At 70.4% G+C, this 20754-nt stretch carries 24 protein-coding genes; 16 read left to right on the top strand and 8 right to left on the bottom strand.

All coding sequences use genetic code 11. The features are described from left to right. Positions 1-20: 20 nt before the first annotated feature. The 6 genes from OHA73_RS01235 to OHA73_RS01260 all read left to right on the top strand — a co-directional run bounded on the left by OHA73_RS01235 (position 21) and on the right by OHA73_RS01260 (position 6324). Positions 21-1214 (top strand): DUF4032 domain-containing protein, encoded by a 1194-nt coding sequence (locus OHA73_RS01235; protein ID WP_266718222.1) that lies wholly within the window; start codon positions 21-23, stop codon positions 1212-1214. Between the two features lie 430 nt (positions 1215-1644). Then, entirely contained in the window at positions 1645-2466 is an 822-nt protein-coding gene (locus OHA73_RS01240) for an MmyB family transcriptional regulator (RefSeq protein WP_266718220.1), read from the top strand. An 87-nt stretch (positions 2467-2553) separates the two neighbouring features. Continuing rightward, on the top strand, positions 2554-3594 hold the full coding sequence (locus OHA73_RS01245; protein ID WP_267072513.1) for a PhlD: 1041 nt from the start codon (positions 2554-2556) through the stop codon (positions 3592-3594). Between the two features lie 82 nt (positions 3595-3676). Beyond that, on the top strand, positions 3677-4345 hold the full coding sequence (locus tag OHA73_RS01250; protein WP_267072512.1) for a TetR/AcrR family transcriptional regulator: 669 nt from the start codon (positions 3677-3679) through the stop codon (positions 4343-4345). An 8-nt stretch (positions 4346-4353) separates the two neighbouring features. Then, positions 4354-5145, top strand: a complete 792-nt coding sequence (locus OHA73_RS01255; protein WP_267072511.1) for an SDR family NAD(P)-dependent oxidoreductase — start codon at positions 4354-4356, stop codon at positions 5143-5145. 111 nt (positions 5146-5256) lie between these two features. Continuing rightward, positions 5257-6324 (top strand): acyltransferase family protein, encoded by a 1068-nt coding sequence (locus OHA73_RS01260; protein WP_267072510.1) that lies wholly within the window; start codon positions 5257-5259, stop codon positions 6322-6324. Here the strand turns inward: OHA73_RS01260 and OHA73_RS01265 are convergent. Further along, on the bottom strand, positions 6305-7003 hold the full coding sequence (locus OHA73_RS01265; protein ID WP_327653843.1) for a DUF2470 domain-containing protein: 699 nt from the start codon (positions 7001-7003) through the stop codon (positions 6305-6307). The two genes, OHA73_RS01260 and OHA73_RS01265, sit on opposite strands and share 20 nt — an antisense overlap. Positions 7004-7242: 239 nt before the next feature. Between OHA73_RS01265 and OHA73_RS01270 the strand changes: the two genes are divergently transcribed. Further along, positions 7243-7539 (top strand): hypothetical protein, encoded by a 297-nt coding sequence (locus tag OHA73_RS01270; RefSeq protein WP_266718208.1) that lies wholly within the window; start codon positions 7243-7245, stop codon positions 7537-7539. Positions 7540-7669: 130 nt separating this feature from the next. Next, positions 7670-8071, top strand: coding sequence for an ATP-binding protein (locus OHA73_RS01275; RefSeq protein WP_266718206.1), 402 nt, complete (start codon positions 7670-7672; stop codon positions 8069-8071). An 80-nt stretch (positions 8072-8151) separates the two neighbouring features. On the opposite strand, the gene OHA73_RS01280 is transcribed toward OHA73_RS01275, so the two are convergent. Next, positions 8152-8799, bottom strand: coding sequence for an MBL fold metallo-hydrolase (locus OHA73_RS01280; protein ID WP_327653844.1), 648 nt, complete (start codon positions 8797-8799; stop codon positions 8152-8154). Then, positions 8799-9884, bottom strand: a complete 1086-nt coding sequence (locus OHA73_RS01285; RefSeq protein ID WP_266718202.1) for an S-(hydroxymethyl)mycothiol dehydrogenase — start codon at positions 9882-9884, stop codon at positions 8799-8801. Before OHA73_RS01285 ends, OHA73_RS01280 begins: the two co-directional genes overlap by 1 nt. A gap of 120 nt (positions 9885-10004) precedes the next feature. On the opposite strand from OHA73_RS01285, the gene OHA73_RS01290 reads away from it, so the two are divergent. Continuing rightward, positions 10005-10784: an ABC transporter permease gene (locus tag OHA73_RS01290; protein WP_327653845.1), complete on the top strand. Its 780-nt coding sequence runs from the start codon at positions 10005-10007 to the stop codon at positions 10782-10784. A gap of 44 nt (positions 10785-10828) precedes the next feature. On the opposite strand, the gene OHA73_RS01295 is transcribed toward OHA73_RS01290, so the two are convergent. Further along, on the bottom strand, positions 10829-11293 hold the full coding sequence (locus tag OHA73_RS01295) for a MarR family winged helix-turn-helix transcriptional regulator (protein WP_327653846.1): 465 nt from the start codon (positions 11291-11293) through the stop codon (positions 10829-10831). A gap of 69 nt (positions 11294-11362) precedes the next feature. Here OHA73_RS01295 and OHA73_RS01300 point away from each other — a divergent pair, with 69 nt between their 5' ends. Continuing rightward, positions 11363-12139 (top strand): alpha/beta fold hydrolase, encoded by a 777-nt coding sequence (locus OHA73_RS01300; RefSeq protein WP_327653847.1) that lies wholly within the window; start codon positions 11363-11365, stop codon positions 12137-12139. 5 nt (positions 12140-12144) lie between these two features. Here the strand turns inward: OHA73_RS01300 and OHA73_RS01305 are convergent, their stop codons facing one another. The 3 genes from OHA73_RS01305 to OHA73_RS01315 form a co-directional block, all read right to left on the bottom strand. Continuing rightward, positions 12145-12750, bottom strand: a complete 606-nt coding sequence (locus OHA73_RS01305; RefSeq protein ID WP_327653848.1) for a DedA family protein — start codon at positions 12748-12750, stop codon at positions 12145-12147. 210 nt (positions 12751-12960) lie between these two features. Further along, complete coding sequence (locus tag OHA73_RS01310; protein WP_266718193.1) at positions 12961-13182, bottom strand: hypothetical protein; 222 nt, start codon at positions 13180-13182, stop codon at positions 12961-12963. Positions 13183-13230: 48 nt separating this feature from the next. After that, a complete protein-coding gene (locus OHA73_RS01315; RefSeq protein ID WP_266718192.1) occupies positions 13231-13425 on the bottom strand; it encodes a hypothetical protein in 195 nt (64 codons plus the stop codon). A gap of 148 nt (positions 13426-13573) precedes the next feature. On the opposite strand from OHA73_RS01315, the gene OHA73_RS01320 reads away from it, so the two are divergent. Beyond that, positions 13574-14368 (top strand): alpha/beta fold hydrolase, encoded by a 795-nt coding sequence (locus OHA73_RS01320; RefSeq protein ID WP_327653849.1) that lies wholly within the window; start codon positions 13574-13576, stop codon positions 14366-14368. A 47-nt stretch (positions 14369-14415) separates the two neighbouring features. Here OHA73_RS01320 and OHA73_RS01325 read toward each other — a convergent pair whose 3' ends face one another. After that, positions 14416-14673 carry a hypothetical protein gene (locus tag OHA73_RS01325; protein ID WP_327653850.1) on the bottom strand — a complete coding sequence of 86 codons (258 nt, stop codon included), beginning with the start codon at positions 14671-14673 and terminating at the stop codon, positions 14416-14418. A 103-nt stretch (positions 14674-14776) separates the two neighbouring features. Between OHA73_RS01325 and OHA73_RS01330 the strand changes: the two genes are divergently transcribed. The 5 genes from OHA73_RS01330 (at position 14777) to OHA73_RS01350 (ending at position 20624) form a co-directional block, all read left to right on the top strand. Further along, positions 14777-15274, top strand: coding sequence for a glutathione peroxidase (locus OHA73_RS01330; RefSeq protein WP_266718188.1), 498 nt, complete (start codon positions 14777-14779; stop codon positions 15272-15274). Positions 15275-15364: 90 nt separating this feature from the next. Then, a complete protein-coding gene (locus OHA73_RS01335) occupies positions 15365-16921 on the top strand; it encodes an ATP-dependent DNA ligase (RefSeq protein WP_327653851.1) in 1557 nt (518 codons plus the stop codon). Between the two features lie 170 nt (positions 16922-17091). Next, a complete protein-coding gene (locus OHA73_RS01340) occupies positions 17092-17577 on the top strand; it encodes a cation:proton antiporter regulatory subunit (protein WP_266718184.1) in 486 nt (161 codons plus the stop codon). Between the two features lie 4 nt (positions 17578-17581). Continuing rightward, positions 17582-18925, top strand: a complete 1344-nt coding sequence (locus OHA73_RS01345) for a cation:proton antiporter (RefSeq protein ID WP_327653852.1) — start codon at positions 17582-17584, stop codon at positions 18923-18925. 166 nt (positions 18926-19091) lie between these two features. Next, positions 19092-20624 (top strand): MFS transporter, encoded by a 1533-nt coding sequence (locus tag OHA73_RS01350; RefSeq protein ID WP_327653853.1) that lies wholly within the window; start codon positions 19092-19094, stop codon positions 20622-20624. Positions 20625-20754: the final 130 nt, after the last annotated feature.

Here is a 20754-nt window from a genome sequence, read left to right on the forward strand (position 1 = left end):
CCCCCTTTACGCTGGTGGTCATGCCGCTCGAGATCAGCGCCACCAACCCCGAGCACCCGGTGCTCCTGCTCGCCCTGCCCTGGCACATCCCGCTGGAGGATTGGCCCGAGGAGTATCTGGTGCCTCTTCCGCGCGGCATCTCGCGGCACGTGGTGCGTTACGCGCGCGCCGGGGACGAGGTCGTCGCCGTGAAGGAGCTGGCCCGGCGCCCGGCGCTGAACGAGTACGAACTGCTGCGCACGCTCGACCGGTTGGCGATCCCCGCGGTGGATCCGCTCGCCGTGGTCACGGGCCGCGAGCAGCCCGACGGTTCCCCGCTGGAGCCCGTGCTCATCACGCGGCACCTGGGCGGTTCGCTGCCGTACCGCTCGATGTTCGAGACGACGCTGCGGCCGACGACCGTGCACCGGCTGATGGACGCGCTCGCCGTGCTCCTGGTGCGTCTGCATCTCAGCGGCTTCGCCTGGGGCGACTGCTCGTTGTCCAACACCCTCTTCCGCCGGGACGCGGGCGCGTACGCCGCCTACCTGGTGGACGCCGAGACCGGCGAGCTGCACCCGCAGTTGAGCGACGGGCAGCGGGAGTACGACATCGATCTGGCACGGGTGAACATCGCGGGCGAGATGCTCGACCTGGAGGCGTCGGGCGCGCTGCACCCGTCGATCGACCCGATCGCGTTCGGTACGGAGATCGTGCAGCGGTACACGGACCTGTGGTCCGAGCTGACCCGTACGTCGGTGTATCCGGCCGGCAAGCACCACTACATGGAGCGCCGCATCCGCCGCCTCAACGATCTGGGCTTCGACGTGGCCGAGATGCAGATCTCCCGCTCGCCGCACGGCGACACCGTCACGTTCGTGCCGAAGGTCGTCGACGCGGGCCACCATCAGCGTCAACTCCTGCGCCTGACCGGCATGGACGCCGAGGAGAACCAGGCGCGTCGGCTCCTTGGCGACCTGGAGAGCTGGATGGCGACGCAGGAGGACGCGGCGGACGCCCGCCCCGAGGTTCTCGCCCACCGCTGGGTCCGTGACGTGTTCCGCCCCACGGTCCGCGCCGTCCGCGACCGGGTGTCCACGCCGATGGACCCGGCCGAGCTGTACCACCAAGTCCTGGAGCACCGCTGGTACTTGTCCGAGCGTGCCCAGCACGACATCGGCCTCGACGCGGCGGCCGACGACTACGTACGGAATGTGCACAAGTCCGGGCGATGACGGGGTCCGGGACCGGGCGCGGCCGGTGCCGTGGCCGCTACGTGATGGCGAGTGACGGCACCGACCGCAGCCAGTGACCTCCACCGACCGCCCGGACGAGTGTGGGCGTTCGCGTCTCGCAACGCATTTTCCGGCCACATGGATCGCAATTGGTGGCCCGGCCCCACTCGCACTTGCCTGAACGGTCGCAGAGGCTTGTGGGTTACCCGCAGCGGGAAATTTCAGCCATTTTCGAGTGGCCCGGCACAGGTGCCGCAACGCCGCGTCCACATGCGCACGAGCGAGGAAACCAGCAGGTGGGAAACCCAACTCAACCCATCATGACGCACCGTCTGATCGTTTTCTTCGGGCAATGTTTATTACCAAAGACCATGGGACTATTTAGACTGCTCACGCTCAACTCGGCGTGAACAACGAGGGATTACCCACCATGAACAAGACGGCGCTTCGCGCCCTGCTCCGTGAACGGCGCGCCCTCATAGCCCCGGAATCCCATGGCTTCGCCCGGCCCACTGGCCAGGGCCGCCGCGCTCCCGGCCTCTCTCAGCACCAGGTCGACCAGTTGCTGCACCGGACAATCGGTACGTACCACCGACTGGAGTCGGGGACATACCCCAACGCCCCCGCGGAACTACTGCGCGATGTGGCGCGGCTGTTCGGGCTCAACGAGCAGGAGTGGATCCTGCTGTGCCGGTACGCACTGCTACAGGATCCACCAGGGCCGTTGAACCTCACCGCAGGCAAGGAAGTTCCCGGTGTCTGGCAGGAAGCGGTCGACAGCATCTCGCACATGGCCTACGTGACGGACGCGTCGTGGGATCTCCTGGCGTGCAACAGATCGTTCAGCGAACTGTTCCCCGACGCGCAGGTACCGGCGAACACCATGCGATGGATGCTGCTGGATCCGACGGCACGGACAGCCCTGACGGACTGGGCCACGGCATGGGCGCCGCTCGTCATGCCTCAATTGCGTGCAGCCCTCGCCTCCCGGCCCGACGACGACACGCTGCTCCAGATCGAGAAGGAGATTCTCGCGGACCCCGAGGCAGCACCCATCTACGAGGCGGGCGGCGCGTCCGTCCACCCCGACGGCGACGAACGCCCCCTCCTCCACGCGAAATACGGGCCGGGGTGGGTCACCACCTGCGCCGCCCAACCACTTACCGCGCCGGGCACCCGCCTCATCATCCTCGTCTTCCACCCCGGCTCACGTCGGGCCCATCTACGCGCTCCGTACCTGCGCGCCGGCTGAAAGAGGTGGCGGGGACCGTATTCACGGTGTGAAGTACGTTGAGCGGCACCCCCCACGCCCGACCTCAGCCAAGTGGGAGTCACCCTCGTGCCCGCCTACATCTCACGCCCCCGGACCTCCTTCGGTGCCCACAAGATCAGCACCGACGAGATCGCCGACGACATACGCTCCCACCACCACGATCACCCACGGCTCAACGCCATCCTGCGCGTCATCGGCAACTGCGGGGTCCGCACACGCTACTTCGCCCGACCACTCGACTCACCGACGGTGTCGGGCGTCTCGGACGTCGGCGAGCGGGCACGCACCACCTTCGACGACGCGCTCGATCTGGCCGAACAAGCGGCGGGGGCCGCGCTCGCAGAGGGGGGCCTCGGCCCAGGGGACATCGACGCCATCATCACCACCCATTCGACCGGGTGGGCCGTTCCCAATCTGGACATCCAGCTGATGAACCGGCTGCGGCTCCGCCCGACGACCCGTCGCACCGCCCTCACCACCCTGGCGTGTGCCGGCGGGACCCAGGCCCTGATCCGCGCCACCGACCACGTGGCAGCACGCCCCTCCGACACCGTGCTCGTCGTCGCCGCGGAAGCCATATCCGGCGTCTACCAGCACAGCGACACGACCATCCAGTCGATGATCTATAAGGCGCTCTTCGGGGATTCGGCCGCCGCGGCGATCGTCACGGCACAACCGCTGGGGCCCGGCATGGCCATCGAGGACAGCTTCGAGTACGTACTCCCGGACAGTGTCGACCGATACAGCGGCCGAGTCGCCCCGGACGGATTCCACTTCGACTCCACCAGAGAGGCACTGACGGCTGCCGACGACGTGCTGCCGGCGCTCGTGGCCTGGCTGGACACCCGCCGCACCGACTTCCCAGTGGTCCACCCCGGCAGCACGCGCATCATCACCGATACAGCAGCGGCGCTGGGCCTCTCCGCCGACGCGGCGCGGCATTCCACGGACACACTGGCCGACGAAGGAAACCTTGGCGCGCCCAGCGTGCTCCGCGTCCTCGAGCGCACCCACCAGGAACCGCCGCCCGCCGGCACCCGCGGAACGATGGTCGCGTACGGGCCCGGCTTCACGACCGCCGCGCTGCACGGGCACTGGCACGCCTGACGCGGCGGGCCGCGATCTCCCCGCACAAATGTCCCACCGAGACATCTGTCCCATTGGGACATCAAGGTGTACCGTCGAAGACATGAACGCGAACGAGGCCACCAGCTCCGGGCCCGCCGGCGACCGCCGGCAGGCCAAGGCCCGCCGGACGCGCGAGGCGCTCGCGGAGGCCGCGGTCGAGCTGGTGCTCGAGCGCGGGCTCGGCGACGTGACCGTCGAGGCGATAGCCGACCGCGCTGACGTCACCCGCCGCACCTTCAGCCGGCACTTCGCCGGCAAGGAGGACGCGGCCCTCGACTTCACCCGTGCCGACGGTGCGGGGATCAACGCGGCGCTGCGCGCCCGCCCCGCCGGCGAGCCACCACTGCTCGCCTACCGGGGCGCGGTCGCGGACTATCTCACCGACCGGCAGACACCCGGCTGGCACCACCGTCCGCGGCTGCGCGAGCTGTACGCCGTCGTGGACGCGGAGCCCGCCCTGTTCGCCGCGTACGAGCGCATCCGGGTCGACGCCCAGGACGAGTCCGTACGCATCATCGCCGACCGGCTCGGCACCGACCCGGCCCGGGACCCGCGTCCCGAGGTCGTCGTCGGGGCCGCCGCCGGAGTGCTGACCGCCGCGCTGCGCACCTGGGCGCGCGGCGCGGGCACGGACGCCGAAGACCTCACCGATCTGGTGGCGCGGGCCTACGACGCCCTCATCGAGGAGGCCGCCGAAGCGGCGGCCCCCGACGTCGCTACCAGAAAGTGAATCGCACCATGAGCACCACCCCCACCACCGGCAACGTGACCGAGTACGCCGCCGAGTTCGCCGGGAAGACCGCCCTCGTCACCGGCTCCGCCTCCGGCATCGGCCTGGCCACCGCCCGCCGCCTGGGCCGCGGCGGCGCCAATGTCGTCATCGCGGACTACAACGAGAAGGGCGCACAGGAGGCCGCCGAGACGCTGAAGGCGGAGGGCCTGAAGGCCGCCGCGGTCGCCGTCGACGTGACCGACCCGGCCTCCGTCGAGGCGGCCGTGCAGTTCTCCGTCGACACGTTCGGCGGGCTCGACCTGGCCGTGAACAACGCCGGCATCGGCGGCGCGAGCGCGCCCACGGGCGAGTACGACATCGACGTGTACAACCGCGTGGTGCGCACGAACCTCGACGGCGTCTTCTACTCGATGCGTTACGAACTCCCCGCGATGCAGGCCGCGGGCAACGGCGGCGCCATCGTGAACGTCGCCTCGATCCTCGGCTCGGTCGGCTTCGCCGGCTCCCCCGCGTACGTCGCCGCGAAGCACGGCGTGGTCGGCCTGACGAAGACGGCCGCGGCCGAGTACGCCGCGCAGGGCATACGCGTCAACGCGGTAGGCCCGGGTTTCATCGAGACCCCGCTCCTCAAGGAGATGGACAAGGCCGCCTACGACGGTCTGGTCTCGCTGCACCCTGCGGGCCGCCTGGGCACGTCCGAGGAGGTCGCCGAGCTGATCGTGTTCCTGCTCTCGGACCGTGCCTCGTTCATCGCGGGCAGCTACCACCTCGTGGATGGCGCATACACGGCGGTCTGACCCGCCACGCCGCATACGCCACTTGTGTCACACCTTCACTCATGGAACGGTCTGCGAGGGGTACGGGCAGGAGACCCGGACCGTCCCGAGGTGGAGGGTGCAGCGAACGCGATGGCAGGGCAGGCACGCGAGTCGTACTTCGACAACGTCAAATTTCTGACGATCGTCCTCGTGGCCTGCGGGCACGCGTGGGAGCCGCTGACCTACGGCTCCCGCGCGGTGACGGCGATATACCTCGCGGTCTACGCCTTCCACATGCCGGCGTTCGCACTGGTGTCGGGCTATTTTTCGCGCAGTTTCGACATGGCGCCGCACCGCCTGCGGCGCCTGGTGACCGGGGTCGTCGTGCCGTACCTCGTCTTCGAGGTGGCGTACACGCTGTTCTACCGGTGGGCGCAGGACGATCCGGGATATCCGATCAGCCTGCTGGACCCCTGGTATCTGATGTGGTTCCTGGTGGCCCTGTTCGTCTGGCGGCTGTCGACGCCGCTGTGGCTGCAGTTGCGTCGCCCCGTGGCCGTGTCGCTGGCCGTGGGCACGGCCGTGTCGATGTGGCCGGGCGCGGGCGGCGACCTGGCGCTCCAACGGGTGCTGCAGTTCCTGCCGTTCTTCGTGGCGGGCCTGGTGCTGCGGCCCGAGCACTTCGCGCGGCTACGGACGTGGGGCGTGCGATGGGTGGCACTGGGGGTCTCGGGCGCGGCCCTGGTCGCCGCGTACTGGGTGGCGCCATGGTTCGACGCGGGCTGGTTCTTCCACCGGGGCGCCGTCCAGGGGCGGGGCGTGCCCGGGTGGGCGGGCCTGTTCGCGACACCCGCCCTCTTCGTGCTCGCACTCGCGCTGACCGCGTGCTTCCTGGCGTGGGTGCCGGGCCGCAGGCTGTGGTTCACGGCCCTGGGCACGGGGACGATCTACGCCTATCTGCTGCACGGCTTCGTCATCAAGTCCTCCCGGTTCTGGGACTGGTACGACCACCCGTGGCTGCACAGCCCGCTCGGCGAGCTGGCCGTGACGGCGGCGGCGGTCGCACTCATCACCGTGCTGTGCACGGAACCGGTGCGGCGGGTGTTCCGTTACGTCGTCGAGCCCCGGATGGACTGGGCGTTCCGGCGGCCGACAGAGCAACGGTCCCTGCCCGAACAGGTGAGGGCCCGCGAGAAGGTCACCTCCGGCGGCGGCTGACGGTCTGGGCAGAGGCGAGCAGGTGATGCATGCGCTCGGTGAGCGAACCCAGGTCGTCGGCGGGCCGGTGGAAGGCGAGCCGCACGTCGGCCTGGCCGCGCAACCGCTCCAGACGCAGCGTCAGGCCGTGCCGGTCGACGGCGAGCGGCTGGACCCGGACGACACCGTGCAGGCTGTCGGGGGCGATGAGCCGGGTGAGCTGTTCGACGGCCTCGGGGTGGGCGTCGGCGAGATGGGTGAGCAGGCGGGGCTCGGCGAGCGCGAGCGGGTCGGGCGCGGCGGCGGCGAGTTCGTCGAGGTCGATGCCGGTGCGCCCCGCGCGGGTCTGCAGGACCGCCCGTTCGGGCCGCAGCACCAACTCCTCACCGTCCGGGATCAGCTCGCCCGACAGCCACACTCGCGCGCGCACCCGGTCGCGTACGGGGACGGGCGCCGCGTCGGCGAACTCCATGAGCGTGGTGGGCCGTCCATGCGGTGAGCAGAGCACGGCGGCGGCCAGCACGCTGTCGGGCGGCGGCGTGATGCGCACCGTGCCGTCGTCGTCGTCGACGCGGTGCGCGCCGACGAGGTCGTCCTGCCCCACATCGGTGGTGACGCCGCAGGTCCATGCGGCGGTGAGCACGGAGCGTGCGTGGGCCGCCGTGCTGGGCACGGCGGCAGCGATCTGTCGGACACCCATCCCGAACCTCCATTAGGTAAGCCTTGCCTAACTTAACCGAGATGATCGACGGCGGTCCACCCCACCCTCCTTCCGTCTTCCTGTGTCACCCGCCGTCCGTATCGGCGGCCGCGGACCCCGACCGCTTCTGAGTACGGCCCTCCCCCGCGGGCGCCATCGAACAACGCCAACTCCACGCGAACGGGGGGTGAATATGCCAACCGCCCACGCGGCGCGACGCAGGGCGGCATCATGCCGACATGGACGGTAGTACTGCGCTCCTACGGGAGCTCTTCACGCCGGATGAGTACGCCGCGGTACGCAGTCATGCGGACCATCTGGGCGTGACCCTGGTCGAGTACGTACGCTCCTCAGCCGCCGAACGGGCCCTGGAGCGGCTCCAATTGACGCGGGCCCTGGAATCCCGTGCACCGCATCTGGGCAAGTTGCCGATACCGCAGGTGGAGCGCTCCCACTGCGCCGATGGGGCCTCCTCGCCCGCCATCGACCGGTTCCTCGACACGCTGGCCCACCCGCACCCCACGGAAAGCGGCTGACACGGCCTGAACCGGCCGGTGCGGGGCACTCGGTGCACAGGAGCAAGGGTGACGCCGCGGTACGGCGGGAAGGGGGACCGTCACCGAGGCACGACCCGTGCACAATCCAGCACGAGAGGAAGTGGTCGTCATGCGTGCGTCGAGGGACGCCGACCGGCGTGCCGCGCGCGTGGAATTCCTGATGCCGCAGGGATCCGGCGCCGCCCGTTGGGCCCGGCGGATGACCCGGAGGTTTCTCGCCGGGCGTACGGGCGAGGGGGTGACGGACGCCGAGCTGGTGGTCTCGGAGCTGGTCGCCAACGCCACCGAGGCACAGGGCAGCAGCTGCCGGATGAGCCTGCGTCTGCAGGCGGGCGAGCTGACCGTGGCCGTGCACGACGACGCGCCGGGGGTCCCCCGCGTGGCGCCCGAGTCGCGGACCGCCGAGTCGGGCCGGGGCATCGCCCTGGTCCAGGCGCTCGCCCGCCGCTGGAGCGTGCGGACCGATCCGAGGGGCGGCAAGACGGTGCGGGCGGTGCTGACACCCTGCTGACCTGCGGTGCCGATACCCTGCCGAACTGAACCACGTCCCGGCCGGGGCGACGGTCACGCCGCCCCGGCCGGGACCTGGGATCAGTGCCCGCGCGCGATCCACTCGTCGAGGTTCGGCGCCTCCGCGCCGATCGTCGTGCCGTCACCGTGTCCGGTGCGTACGACGGTCTCGGCCGGCAGCGTGAGCAGCCTGTCCTTGATCGACTCCACGATGGTCGGGAAGTCGCTGAAGGTCCGCCCGGTGGCGCCGGGACCGCCCTGGAAGAGGGTGTCCCCGGTGAACACGGTGCCGAGCGCGGGAGCGTACAGGCTGACCGCGCCGTGGCAGTGCCCCGGCGTGTGCAGCACGGTCAACTCCACGCCCGCGACGGCGATCCGCTGCCCGTCGGCCAGCTCCCCGTCCGGCGCGCGGTCCGGGTGCGTGCGCTTCCACAGTTCGGTGTCGGCCGGGTGCAGCAGGATCGGCGCGCCGGTGCGCGCGGCGAGCGCGGGCGCGGCGTCGATGTGGTCGTCGTGGGCGTGCGTGCACACGATCGCGACGAGCCGCCGCTCGCCGACGGCCTCGGCGATGGCGTCGGCGTCGTGGGCGGCGTCGATGACGATCGCCTCACGGTCGTCCCCGACGATCCACACATTGTTGTCGACGTCCCACGTGCCCCCGTCGAGGGAGAACGTCCCCGAGGTGACGAGGTGCTCGATACGGGCGCCGGAAGCGGTCGTGTCGGTCATCAGAACACCACCACCGAACGCAGCACGTCGCCGTGGTGCATCCGCTCGAACGCCTTCTCCACGTCGTCCAGCGCGATCGTCTCGGTCACGAACGCGTCGAGGTCGAGGCGTCCCTGCAGATACAGGTCGATGAGCATCGGGAAGTCCCGCGAGGGCAAGCAGTCCCCGTACCAGGAGGACTTGAGCGCGCCGCCGCGCCCGAACACGTCGAGCAGCGGCAGCTCCAGCTTCATCTCCGGCGTCGGCACGCCGACGAGGACGACCGTGCCCGCCAGGTCGCGCGCGTAGAAGGCCTGCTCGTACGTCTCCGGGCGGCCGACGGCCTCGATGACGACGTCGGCTCCGAACCCGCCGGTCAGCTGGCGCACGGCCTCGATCGGGTCCGTGGAGCGGGAGTTGACGGTGTGGGTGGCGCCCAGCTCACGCGCGGTGGCGAGCTTCGCGTCGTCGATGTCGACGGCGATGATCTTCGCGGCGCCGGCGAGCCGGGCGCCGACGACGGAGGCATTGCCCACGCCACCGCAGCCGATCACGGCGACGGAGTCGCCACGGCCCACGTTGCCCGTGTTGATCGCGGCGCCAAGCCCCGCCATCACACCGCAGCCCAGCAGGCCCGCGGCGGCCGGTGAGGCGGCCGGGTCCACCTTGGTGCACTGACCGGCGGCCACGAGGGTCTTCTCGGCGAAGGCCCCGATGCCCAGCGCGGGCGACAGCTCGGTGCCGTCCGCCAGGGTCATCTTCTGCTTCGCGTTGTGGGTGTTGAAGCAGTACTGGGCGCGCCCGCGCCGACAGGCACGACACTGCCCGCACACCGCACGCCAGTTGAGAATCACGAAGTCACCGGGGGCGACCTCGCTCACCCCGTCACCCACCGACTCGACGACACCCGCCGCCTCGTGACCGAGCAGGAACGGGAATTCGTCGTTGATCCCGCCCTCCCGGTAGTGCAGATCGGTGTGGCAGACCCCGCACGCCTGGATCTTCACGACGGCCTCGCCCGGACCCGGGTCCGGCACCGTGATCGTCGCGATCTCCACGGGGGCACCCTTGGCCCGCGCGATCACGCCCTGCACCTGCTGTGCCATGACGGTCAGCCCTCTTTCTGAATCGCGGTAACTTCACGCTTTGTTACCCGCCCATCCTCGCTCACCGGTCAAGCGGAGAACAGCACCGGTGCCCAGGTCGGGGCGCTCTACTGTGTTCCCGTGCGCGTTCGAACCCAGGCAGCGGCCACCCTCCTCCCCGTCAACGGAACTCTCGCGGCGGTGCTCGTCGTTCTCCTCGTGATCGCGGCAGCGGTCGCGGCGGTGTACCGCCTCTCCCCGGACGGGTCGCGCCGCCGGGCCCGCGACATCGCGATCGCCGGGGTCCGGGCGACGGTCCAACTGGCCGTGGTGTCGCTCCTGATCGGCTGGGTGGTGCGCCACGGAGCGGCGCTGCTGGCCTTCCTGCTGCTCATGCTGGCGGTGGCCGCGCGCACGGCGGGCCGTCGCCTCACCTCGAACCGGACCTGGATCTGGGCGGCCCTGCCGATCGTGGCACCGGTGACCCCGCTCGTGGCGGCGCTCATCGTCTGCGGCCTCCTCCCGCTCCGCGGCATCGCCGTGATCCCGGTGACCGGCATCCTCATCGGCGGCGCGCTCACGGCGACCGTGCTGGCGGGGCGCCGCGCCCTCGACGAGCTGACGGCGCGCAACGGCGAGGTGGAGGCGTGCCTGGCCCTCGGCCTGCTCCCCCACGAGGCCCGCCTCGAAATCGTCCGCCCGACCGCCTCCGACGCCCTCCTCCCCGGCCTCGACCAGACCCGGACGGTGGGCCTGGTCACGCTCCCCGGCGCGTTCGTCGGCATGCTCCTGGGCGGGGCGTCACCGGTGACCGCCGGGGCGGTGCAACTCTTCGTCCTGGTGGCGCTGATGGCCGTACAGGCGATCGCGGTGGCCACGACGGTGGAGCTGGTGGCGCGGGGGCGACTCAGTCGCCCATGACGGCGGGAGGGGCGGCTCAGTTGACCATGACAGCGGGGGCCGGCTCAGTCGTCCATGACGGCGAGGAGGCCGGAGAGGACGCGCAGGCAGGTGTCGATGTCGTCCTCCGTGAGATCGCCGTCGACCCCGCGCAGGGTTTCGCGCTCGCGGTCGAGCACGGCGCCGATGACGGTGCGCCCCTCCTCGGTCAGCCGGATCAGGGAGGATCTCTTGTGGGCGGGGTTGGGTGCGATCTCGACGAGTCCCCGCCCGGCGGCGTCGTTCACCATGCGTTGCACGAACTGACGGCTGAGCGCCTGGAACCGCCCCATCTGAGGGACCGTCATGGGGCCTCGCCCGTGCAGCATGCTGAGCACGGCCCGCACGCCCACGGACAGCCCTTCGGCGGCGATGTCCCGCTCGACCCTCACGTACGCGCGCCGGTACAGCGGCCCGACGAGGTCGAACACCTCGGAGAGCCGGTCTGCCACATCTGCGGACACGGAACCGCGCCCCGTCTTCTCACTCACCCCACCATCATGACACCTGGGTTGTCATTCGGCTTGTCAGTGAACGGTGAAGGTGACAACCTGGTTGTCATGTCCGACCTCTTCTGGATCGACAAAGGCACCGGCCGCCCCTTGGTTCTGCTGCACGGCGGATTCCTCGACCACCACATGTGGGACGACCAGATCCCGCAGCTGGCATCGGACCACCGCGTCATCGCACCCGACTCCCGCGGTCACGGCCGCTCCCCCAACGCCACGGGGCCGTTCCGGCACACGGACGACCTCGCCGCGCTGCTGCGCCACTTGGACACCGGCCCTGCCGTCCTGGTGGGCGTCTCGATGGGCGCCAGCATTGCGATCGACACCGCGCTGGAGCACCCGGAACTGGTCAGCGGCGTGGTGACCAGCGGCGCCGGCACCAGCGAGCCGTACTTCACGGACCCCTGGACGACCGGGATCTGGACCACCTGGCAGTCGGCGATGGCCGCGGGCGACGCGACCGCGGCGGTGGAGGCGTTCACCACTTTCGCGTCGGGCCCGCACCGCACCCTGGACGACCTGGACCCCCAAGTCGTCGACCGACTGCGGGCGATGACGTGGGGCACGATGTCGAAACACACCGCGGAAGAACCCGACTGGAGCGTCCCGCTCAAGGGCACCTGGCCCCGCGCCGCCGAGATCACGGTGCCGGTCCGCGCCATCAACGGCGCGCTCGACTCCCCCGACCACATCGGCATGGCGGAGCGCCTGACGAGCAGCGTCGTCGACGGCCGGGCGGTCTCGATCCCCGACGCCGCCCACTACCCGAACATGGAACACCCGGAGGCCTTCCACCAGGCGCTCGCGGAGCTCTTGCGCGACATGTGACGGCGTCACACCGTCGGCTCGGGGCGGCACGCCCAGGCGTCCGCACGGGCGGCCGCCGCCCGCCGCCTCCGCCGCACCGCGAGCCACTGCGCGCCTCCGGTCAGGGCCGCGACGGCGCCCGAGATGGCCATCCCGAGCAGCGCGCCGGTGAACGGACCGCCGGCGGCGATCCCGCCCAGCAGGCCCACACCTATCGAGTACGAGGCCCAGACCGCCTCGGCGACGCCCGAGGCCACAAGGAACCGGCCCAACCGAAAGTCGACGAGCCCGGCCGCCACCGCGCCGACGAACCGCCCGGTGGGCAGGAACCGGATGCCGATGATGAACGGGATCCCGTGCCGACGCACCCGCACAGAAGCCCAATCGAGCAGCGCAGCACGTCGCCGCTTGCGTCGAAGTCGCCGCAGCACCGGCCCACCGAACCGCCGCGTCGACCGATACACCAGCAGGTCCCCGATGATGGCGGCGCCCGACACCACCAGCAGCACAAGGGCGAGTGGGAGACGACCGTCGGCCGCCATGGCCCCCGCACTGACGAGCAGCCATGAATTGGGCACCAGCGGCGGCATGACGCACAAAACAAGCAGGCCGTAAATCAAGTAGTCGGGCATACCTACAGATAACGGAACAAAAGTTAAGAAAACGAGAGGAGTTGACGTATCTTGGGGAAACCTCTGGGAGCTACCCCTAAGGGGCGCGAAGTGCGGTTTCACAGCCGACTGGACCGACGCCCAAGAGGCAAGAGGCGACCGGTCAAGTTCACCACGATGCCCGCGCAGGACGCGCCGCGCACTGGGGCGGCCATCCGGATCGGGGTGGGGTTATCCCCCGGCTGCCTCGTACTCGTGCGCGCGTCCTCCGCGCCACTGGATGATCGGCGAGTCCCCGGACACCAGCCGATCGGCTTCATCGAGCCCGGCCCGGCGCAGGAATTCGACCAGGTCGTGGTCGTCACGGGCCAGACCGAAGTCCACACCGCCGACCGTGACCCGCCGCCCTCTGCCCGACGGCGACGGACGGTGCACGACTATCTCAGTCGCCATACGCCCACCGATCCGCCACAGCCTTCGCCCCGCCGGTCGGGCGCGGCATCACGCCCGACCCCGCGCCCGCCGGCGCAGCTCCGCCTTCTGCGCCGGAGTGAGTTTCTCGCCCGCCAGCACCCGGGACAGATACAGCAGACGCCGCCGCAGAGCGGTTCGACCGGGCCGATCGGCAAGCTGCCGGTAGGTCGCGTCCCACTCCCGCTGTGTCTGCACGAGGTCCTCAGTGATCGTGTTCCGCATGAGACAGATTAGATCGCGTGTTCGATTTTCAGCGCAAGCTGACACGCGAGACGCGCGGTGCGCGTGCGCGGCCGGCCGACCGAGATTTATACGTGCGTCTTAAACAAGCGTCTTGTACGCACGTATAGATCTGCTCTACGGTGACGTCATGAACACCGACATCACCAAGCGCTCCGCGCTCACCGTCGACGGCCGCACCCTTTCCTACGTGGACTTCGGCGGCCCCGGCCGCCCGCTGCTGGCCCTGCACGGGCACATGTCCGAGGGCCTGTCGTACGCCGGGCTCGCCGCTCATCTCGCCCCGGAGTGGCGGGTCATAGCCCCCGATCAGCGCGGCCACGGCGAGTCCGACCGGGCGGCCGACTACAGCCGCGAGGGCTACCTCGCCGACCTGAAAGCCCTCATGGATCACCTGGGTCTGGACCGGGCTGCCCTCCTCGGCCACTCGCTCGGCGCGATCAACGCCTACCAGTTCGCAGCCCGCCACCCCGAGCGCGTCACCGCGCTGATCAATGTCGAGGGATGCGCCGAACTCGGCCTGGACGGCAGCAATCCGCTGGCGTTCGTCCTGAACCTGCCGGAGGGCAGCGCCCCCGACCGGGAGGCGTTCGTCGCGCAACTCGGCCCGTTCGCGCCGCACTTCGAGTCGGCCGTCCGCGAGCGGCCGGACGGCACCTGGGGCCTGCACTTCCACCCTCAGGACATCTACGACTCCGAGGACCAGGTGCACGGCGACCACTGGGCCGACTGGACCGGCTCCATCTGCCCGGCGCTGCTGGTGCGTGGCACCAAGGGCGGCGTGGTGCCGGCGGAGCAGGCAGAGCAGATGGTCGCCCGACGCCCCGGCACCCACCTCGTCGAGCTGGAGACCGACCACTTCGTATACGCCAACGACCCGGCCGGCTTCGCGGCCGCGGTCCGCGGCTTCCTCGCCGCCGTCTGAAGCGCTCAGTCACAGCATGTCGCCCTCTGGGCCTCAGGCTGTGGACCTCAGGGCATGCCCGGGAGCGGCCAGGGGTTCGGGGCGTTGCGTCGGACCGCCGCGCGGATGTGGACCATGGCCAGGATGGCGCTCAAGTGGGTCTTGCCCTCGGTGTGCCGGACGTGGTCCTTGCAGAACCATAGAGCGTTCTCGGGATACCCTTCGTGTTCGAGCGGTGGCGCTATCGCGCGGAAGTACACGAGCGTAAAAGTCTCGGAGTCGTCGTCCTTGGCGGTCGCGTGGCAGATCTCGCAGAACGGGGGCATCACGGCCGGTCAACTCCACTCCGCCGAACGAATCCTGACCGCGATCCTACGTCCGTGGGGCGCGGTCACGGCGTTGTCACAGCCCCGGCGTAGGCTCCGCAGCATGACCATTTACGACGCAGTACAGATCGACAACCTTCAGGGCGGCGCCGCCGACCTGCCCCAGTACCAGGGCAAGGCCGTCCTGATCGTCAACGTTGCCTCGAAGTGCGGACTCACGCCGCAGTACACCGCCCTGGAGGAGCTCCAGAAGCAGTACGCGGACCGTGGGTTCACGGTTCTCGGCGTGCCCTGCAACCAGTTCATGGGGCAGGAGCCCGGTACCGCCGACGAGATCTCCGAGTTCTGCTCGGCCACGTATGGCGTCACGTTCCCCATGACCGAGAAGGTCGACGTCAACGGCGAGGAGCGACACGCGCTGTACGCGAACCTCGTCGACACGGCGGACGCGGAGGGGCACACCGGCGACATCCGTTGGAACTTCGAGAAGTTCCTGGTGGGGCGCTCCGGCGACGTCGTCGCGCGCTTCTCGCCCCAGACGACGCCGGACGCGCCGGAGGTCGTGGCGGCCATCGAGCGGGAGCTCTCGGCGCAGAGCTGAGGACCGGGGCAGGGGGTGAGTGCTGGGTGCGTCCCTGCGCCCCGCGCCCGCCCCGCTGCGCCTCCACTCCCCCCGTAGCACCATGGCTACATGCTGTTCGCCCGGCTCGCTCAGGTGTCCCAGGACGTCGCCGCCGCCTCCGCGCGGTCGCGGAAGATCGCGTTGCTCGCCGAGTTGTTCCGGGATGCCGATCCGGACGACGTGCCGATCGTCATCCCGTATCTGGCGGGGCGGCTGCCCCAGGGGCGACTCGGGGTCGGGTGGCGGGTGCTGAGCGAGCGGGTCGAGGCGGCGCCGGAGCCGCGGCTGAGCGTGCAGGACGTCGACGCGCTGATGACCGAGCTCGGGGATGTGTCCGGCGCCGGGTCCCAGGCCGAGCGGAAGCGTCTCGTCGGGGAGCTGATGGGGGCCGCCACCGAGGGCGAGCAGCGGTTTCTGTTCGGGCTCGTGACCGGTGAGGTGCGGCAGGGCGCCCTGGACGCCGTCGCGACCGAGGGGCTTGCGCAGGCGACGGGCGCCGCCCCCGCCGACGTACGACGTGCCGTGATGCTGGCGGGTGGGCTGCAGGACGTCGCGCAGGCGCTCCTCGCGCGCGGCACCGAGACGCTCGACGAGTTCCGGCTCACCGTCGGCCGGCCCGTCCTGCCGATGCTCGCGCACAGCGCGGGTGGCGTCGGCGAGGCTCTCGACAAGTTGGGCACCTGCGCCGTCGAGGAGAAGCTCGACGGCATCCGCGTGCAGGTTCACCGGGACGGCGATGCCGTGCACATCTACACGCGGACGCTCGACGACATCACCGACCGGCTCCCCGAAGTGACCGACGCCGTACGGGAGTTCGCCGGTGAGCGGTTCATTCTCGACGGGGAGGTCATCGCGCTCGGTGCGGACGGGCGGCCGCGGGCGTTCCAGGATGTCGCGGGGCGGGTCGGGTCGCGGGTCGACGTCGCGCGGGCCGCGGAGGCACTGCCGGTCTCCCCCGTGTTCTTCGATGTGCTGTACGTCGACGGGCGGGATCTGCTGGATCTGCCGTTCGCCGGGCGGCACGAACAGCTGGCACGGCTCGTGCCGGAGCCGATGCGGGTACGGCGCGTCGTGGTCGAAGAGGGAGAGGGCGCGGACAACGCCGTACAGCGGGGCATCGCCGAGGCGTTCTTCGCCGACACCCTCGCGCGTGGCCATGAAGGTGTCGTGCTCAAGGGGCTCGAGGCCCCGTACAGCGCGGGCCGCCGCGGCGCGTCCTGGGTGAAGGTCAAGCCCGTGCACACGCTGGACCTGGTCGTGCTCGCCGCCGAGTGGGGGCACGGGCGGCGCACCGGCAAGCTGTCCAATCTGCACCTGGGCGCGCGCCGCCCCGACGGTACGTACGCGATGCTCGGCAAGACGTTCAAGGGGCTCACCGACGCATTGCTGACCTGGCAGACGGAGCGGCTGCTCGCGTCGGCCGTCAGTGACGACGGTCATGTCGTGACCGTGCGGCCCGAGTTGGTCGTCGAGATCGCCTACGACGGGTTGCAGCGTTCGACGCGCTACCCGGCGGGCGTGACGCTCCGCTTCGCGCGCGTGATGCGGTATCGGGAGGACAAGTCGGCCGGAGAGGCGGACACGGTGGGGGCGGTGCTCGCCGCTCATCCGTCGCTCGACGCCTGAGCGTGTCGACAGACGACCGCTTCGAGGTACGGCCTCATATGGCCTTTTCCATGCCTGACCGTTTTTTTGCCAAAGCTTGGCGCGTATAGGGTGACGGACATCCATCTAAAGTTGCATCTGCCACCTATTGGCCGCCGGGACAGCGGCCACGCACGGACAAGGGGAGAGACGTGCCCGCTTCACGCCTGAGCAGGACACCATTGCCGGGGATCGGCTACCGCTATGACCTCACGACCCGCGAGCAGCGTCAGCTCTCGGTAGTCGCCCATCGGGACGGGGGGCGCACCCTCAGCGCGTACCGGGCGGACGACCCGGACGCCTGCGACCTGTCGCTGAAGCTGACGTCGGGGGAAGCGGCGTATCTCATCGACGCGTTGACGCCTTCGCACCACAGCCCGAACCTGTTGCACACCACCGACCTGGGTCTTGTCGCCGAACGCATCGAGGTGCCCGGCACCTCGATCTGGAACGGGCGGCTGCTGGGCGAGACGAAGATGCGCACCGATACCGGCGCGTCGATCGTGGCCGTACTGCGCCGCGCCGACGCGATTCCGTCGCCGACGCCGGACTTCCGGCTCGCGGGCGGCGACACGGTCATCGTCATCGGTACCCGCGAGGGCGTCGACGCGGCGGCCGCGATTCTGGGGCGGGAGTGACCGTATGCACAGTGCTCTCTTTCTGATCGAATTCGGTGCCATCACGCTGGCGCTCGGGCTGCTCGGGCGGCTCGCGGGACGCCTGCGGTTCTCACCGATCCCGCTGTATCTGCTGGCAGGGCTCGCGTTCGGCGAGGGCGGTCTGCTGCCGCTCGGCGCCAGCGAGGAATTCGTGGCCATCGGCTCCGAAATAGGCGTGATCCTGCTGCTGTTGATGCTGGGCCTCGAGTACACGGCCAGCGATCTCGTCACCAATCTCAAGACGCAATATCCGGCCGGCCTAGTCGACATGACGTTCAACGCGCTGCCCGGTGCCGCCGCCGCGCTGCTCATGGGGTGGGGCCCGGTGGCCGCCGTGGTGCTCGCCGGTGTCACCTGGATCTCGTCCTCGGGCGTGATCGCCAAGGTGCTCGGGGACCTGGGCCGACTCGGCAACCGCGAGACGCCGGTGATCCTCAGCATCCTGGTGCTCGAGGACCTGGCGATGGCCGTGTATCTGCCCATCATCACGGCGCTGCTCGCCGGGGTCGGCTGGGCGGCCGGCGGGCTCACGCTCGCCATCGCGCTCGGCGCCGCGGGTCTGGTGCTGTTCATCGCCGTGCGGTTCGGGCGGCACATCTCGAAGTTCGTGTCGAGCGACGACCCGGAGAAGCTGCTCCTCGTGGTGCTCGGCCTGACCATCCTGGTCGCCGGCCTCGCGCAGCAGCTCCAGGTGTCTGCGGCCGTGGGCGCGTTCCTCGTGGGCATCGCGCTGTCCGGTGAGGTCGCCGAGAACACGCACACGCTGCTGTCCCCGCTGCGGGACCTGTTCGCGGCCGTGTTCTTCGTCTTCTTCGGTCTGCACACCGACCCGGCGAGCATTCCGCCGGTGCTGCTGCCCGCGCTGCTGCTCGCCGTGGTCACGGCCTGCACGAAGATCGCTACGGGGTACTGGGCGGCGCGCCGCGCCGGGATCTCCGTCAAGGGACGCTGGCGGGCCGGTGGCGCGCTGGTGGCGCGCGGCGAGTTCTCCATCGTGATCGCGGGCCTCGCCGTGACGTCCGGCATCGAGCCGCGGCTCGGCCCGCTGGCCACCGCGTACGTGCTGATCCTGGTGATCGTGGGCCCGCTGACCGCGCGGTTCGTCCAGCCCCTCGCACAGCGGCTGTTCCCGCAGCGCCCGGCGGTGCCCGTGGGCGTGGTTCCCGAGCCGCGTGCGGCCGAGCAGGGCGCGGAGGCCGCACAGGTCGCGGAGGTCGCCCAGGCCGGACAGGTCGCGCAGGCCGCGCCGGTCGCGCAGGCGGACGAGAAGAAGCCGGACGAGAAGCCCGACGACCGACCGGCCGCCGTGGACGAGCACAGCCGCTGACGATCCACCGCAGAGCCTCGGCGCACGCCGCCGAACCCGGCACCCGACGGGGCCGTTCTCCAGGCATGGAGAACGGCCCCGTTCTCTCTCCAGTCGCCCGCCATGACCAGGGCGCTTAGCGTGGTGGGCGAAGTCGATCGGGGGGTCTGGTGGTTTGGAGGCCACGATGGATCGCTCGCCCGACACCTCCCCTGCAGGCGCCGAACCCGGCATAGAGAGCTCCCCTCCCGGCGGCGGCTCCGTGCCGTACGCGGGCGGGGGCAAGCACGAGCACCGCTGGCTGATCCTCGCCGTGATCGGCCTGGCCCAGCTGATGGTCGTCCTCGACGCCACCATCGTGAACATCGCGCTGCCGTCGGCCCAGAAGGACCTCGGGTTCTCCGACGGCAACCGGCAGTGGATCGTCACCGCCTACTCCCTGGCGTTCGGCAGCCTGCTGCTGCTCGGCGGGCGGATCGCCGACCTCGTCGGCCGCAAGGCCGTCTTCCTCACGGGCCTGGTCGGCTTCGCGGTGGCCTCCGCGCTGGGTGGTGCGGCGAGCAGCTTCGAGATGCTGGTCGCGGCGCGCGCCCTGCAGGGCGCGTTCGGCGCGCTGCTCGCGCCGGCCGCGCTCTCCCTGCTGACGACGACGTTCACCGACCCCAAGGAGCGGGCCAAGGCTTTCGGCATCTACGGCGCCATCGCCGGTGCGGGCGGCGCGGTCGGGCTGCTGCTCGGCGGTGTGCTGACCGAGTACCTGGACTGGCGCTGGTGCCTGTTCGTGAACCTGGCCTTCGCCGCCTTCGCGTTCCTGGGCGGCCTGCGCCTGCTGCACGGCGGGCGCCCGGCGGACCGGCCGAAGCTGGACGTGCCCGGCACGATCCTGGTGTCGGCGGGCCTGTTCTGCATCGTGTACGGGTTCTCCAACGCCGAGACACACGATTGGAGCGAGTTCGCGACCTGGGGCTTCCTGGTGATCGGCGTGATCCTGCTCGCCGCGTTCGCCTGGTTCGAGACGCGGGCCGCGCATCCGTTGCTGCCGCTGCGCGTGCCCCTCGACCGGGACCGCGGCGCGTCGTACCTGGCGATGTTCATCGCCGGTGCGGGCATGTTCGGCGTGTTCCTCTTCCTGACGTACTACCTGCAGCAGATCCTGGAGTTCTCGCCGGTGTCGACCGGTGTGGCGTTCCTGCCGATGGTCGCCTGCATGATCTTCTCGTCGATCGTCACGCAGAACGTGCTCGCGCCGAAGTTCGGGCCGAAGCCGATCGTCCCGCTGGGCATGGCCCTGTCCGTCATAGCGATGATCTGGCTGACCTTCCTCGACCTCGGCAGTAGTTACGCCGCCCATGTGCTGCCACCCACGCTGGTGATGGGCCTCGGCATGGGCATGATCTTCGCCACGGCCATGAACCTCGCCACGTCCGGTATCGCGGCGCACGACGCGGGCGTGGCCTCCGCGATGGTCAACACCAGTCAGCAGGTGGGCGGTTCGATCGGCACGGCGCTGCTGAACACGCTGGCCACGACCGCGGCGACCAGCTACCTCGTCGGCAAGCGGCCCACGCCGCTGGTGCGGGCGCAGGCCGCGATCGAGAGCTATTCGACCGCCTACTGGTGGTCGGCCGCGTTCTTCGGCGTCGGCTTCGTCGTGACGCTGCTGCTGTACCGGCCGGGGGCGCCGAAGGTGATGTCCGGCGAGGGGGCCGCGCACATGTGAGCCGGTACGCGCGGCTTCGGTTGGCGCGGCTGTGGTTGGCGCGGCTTCTGTCGGCTCGGGTTGGGTCGGCGTGAGTTTGGTCGACATGGGGTTGGTCGGCGTGGGTTTGGTTCGTGCGGCCCATTCAGGG

The sequence above is a fragment of the Streptomyces sp. NBC_00483 genome, from assembly GCF_036013745.1.
Lineage (GTDB): Bacteria > Actinomycetota > Actinomycetes > Streptomycetales > Streptomycetaceae > Streptomyces.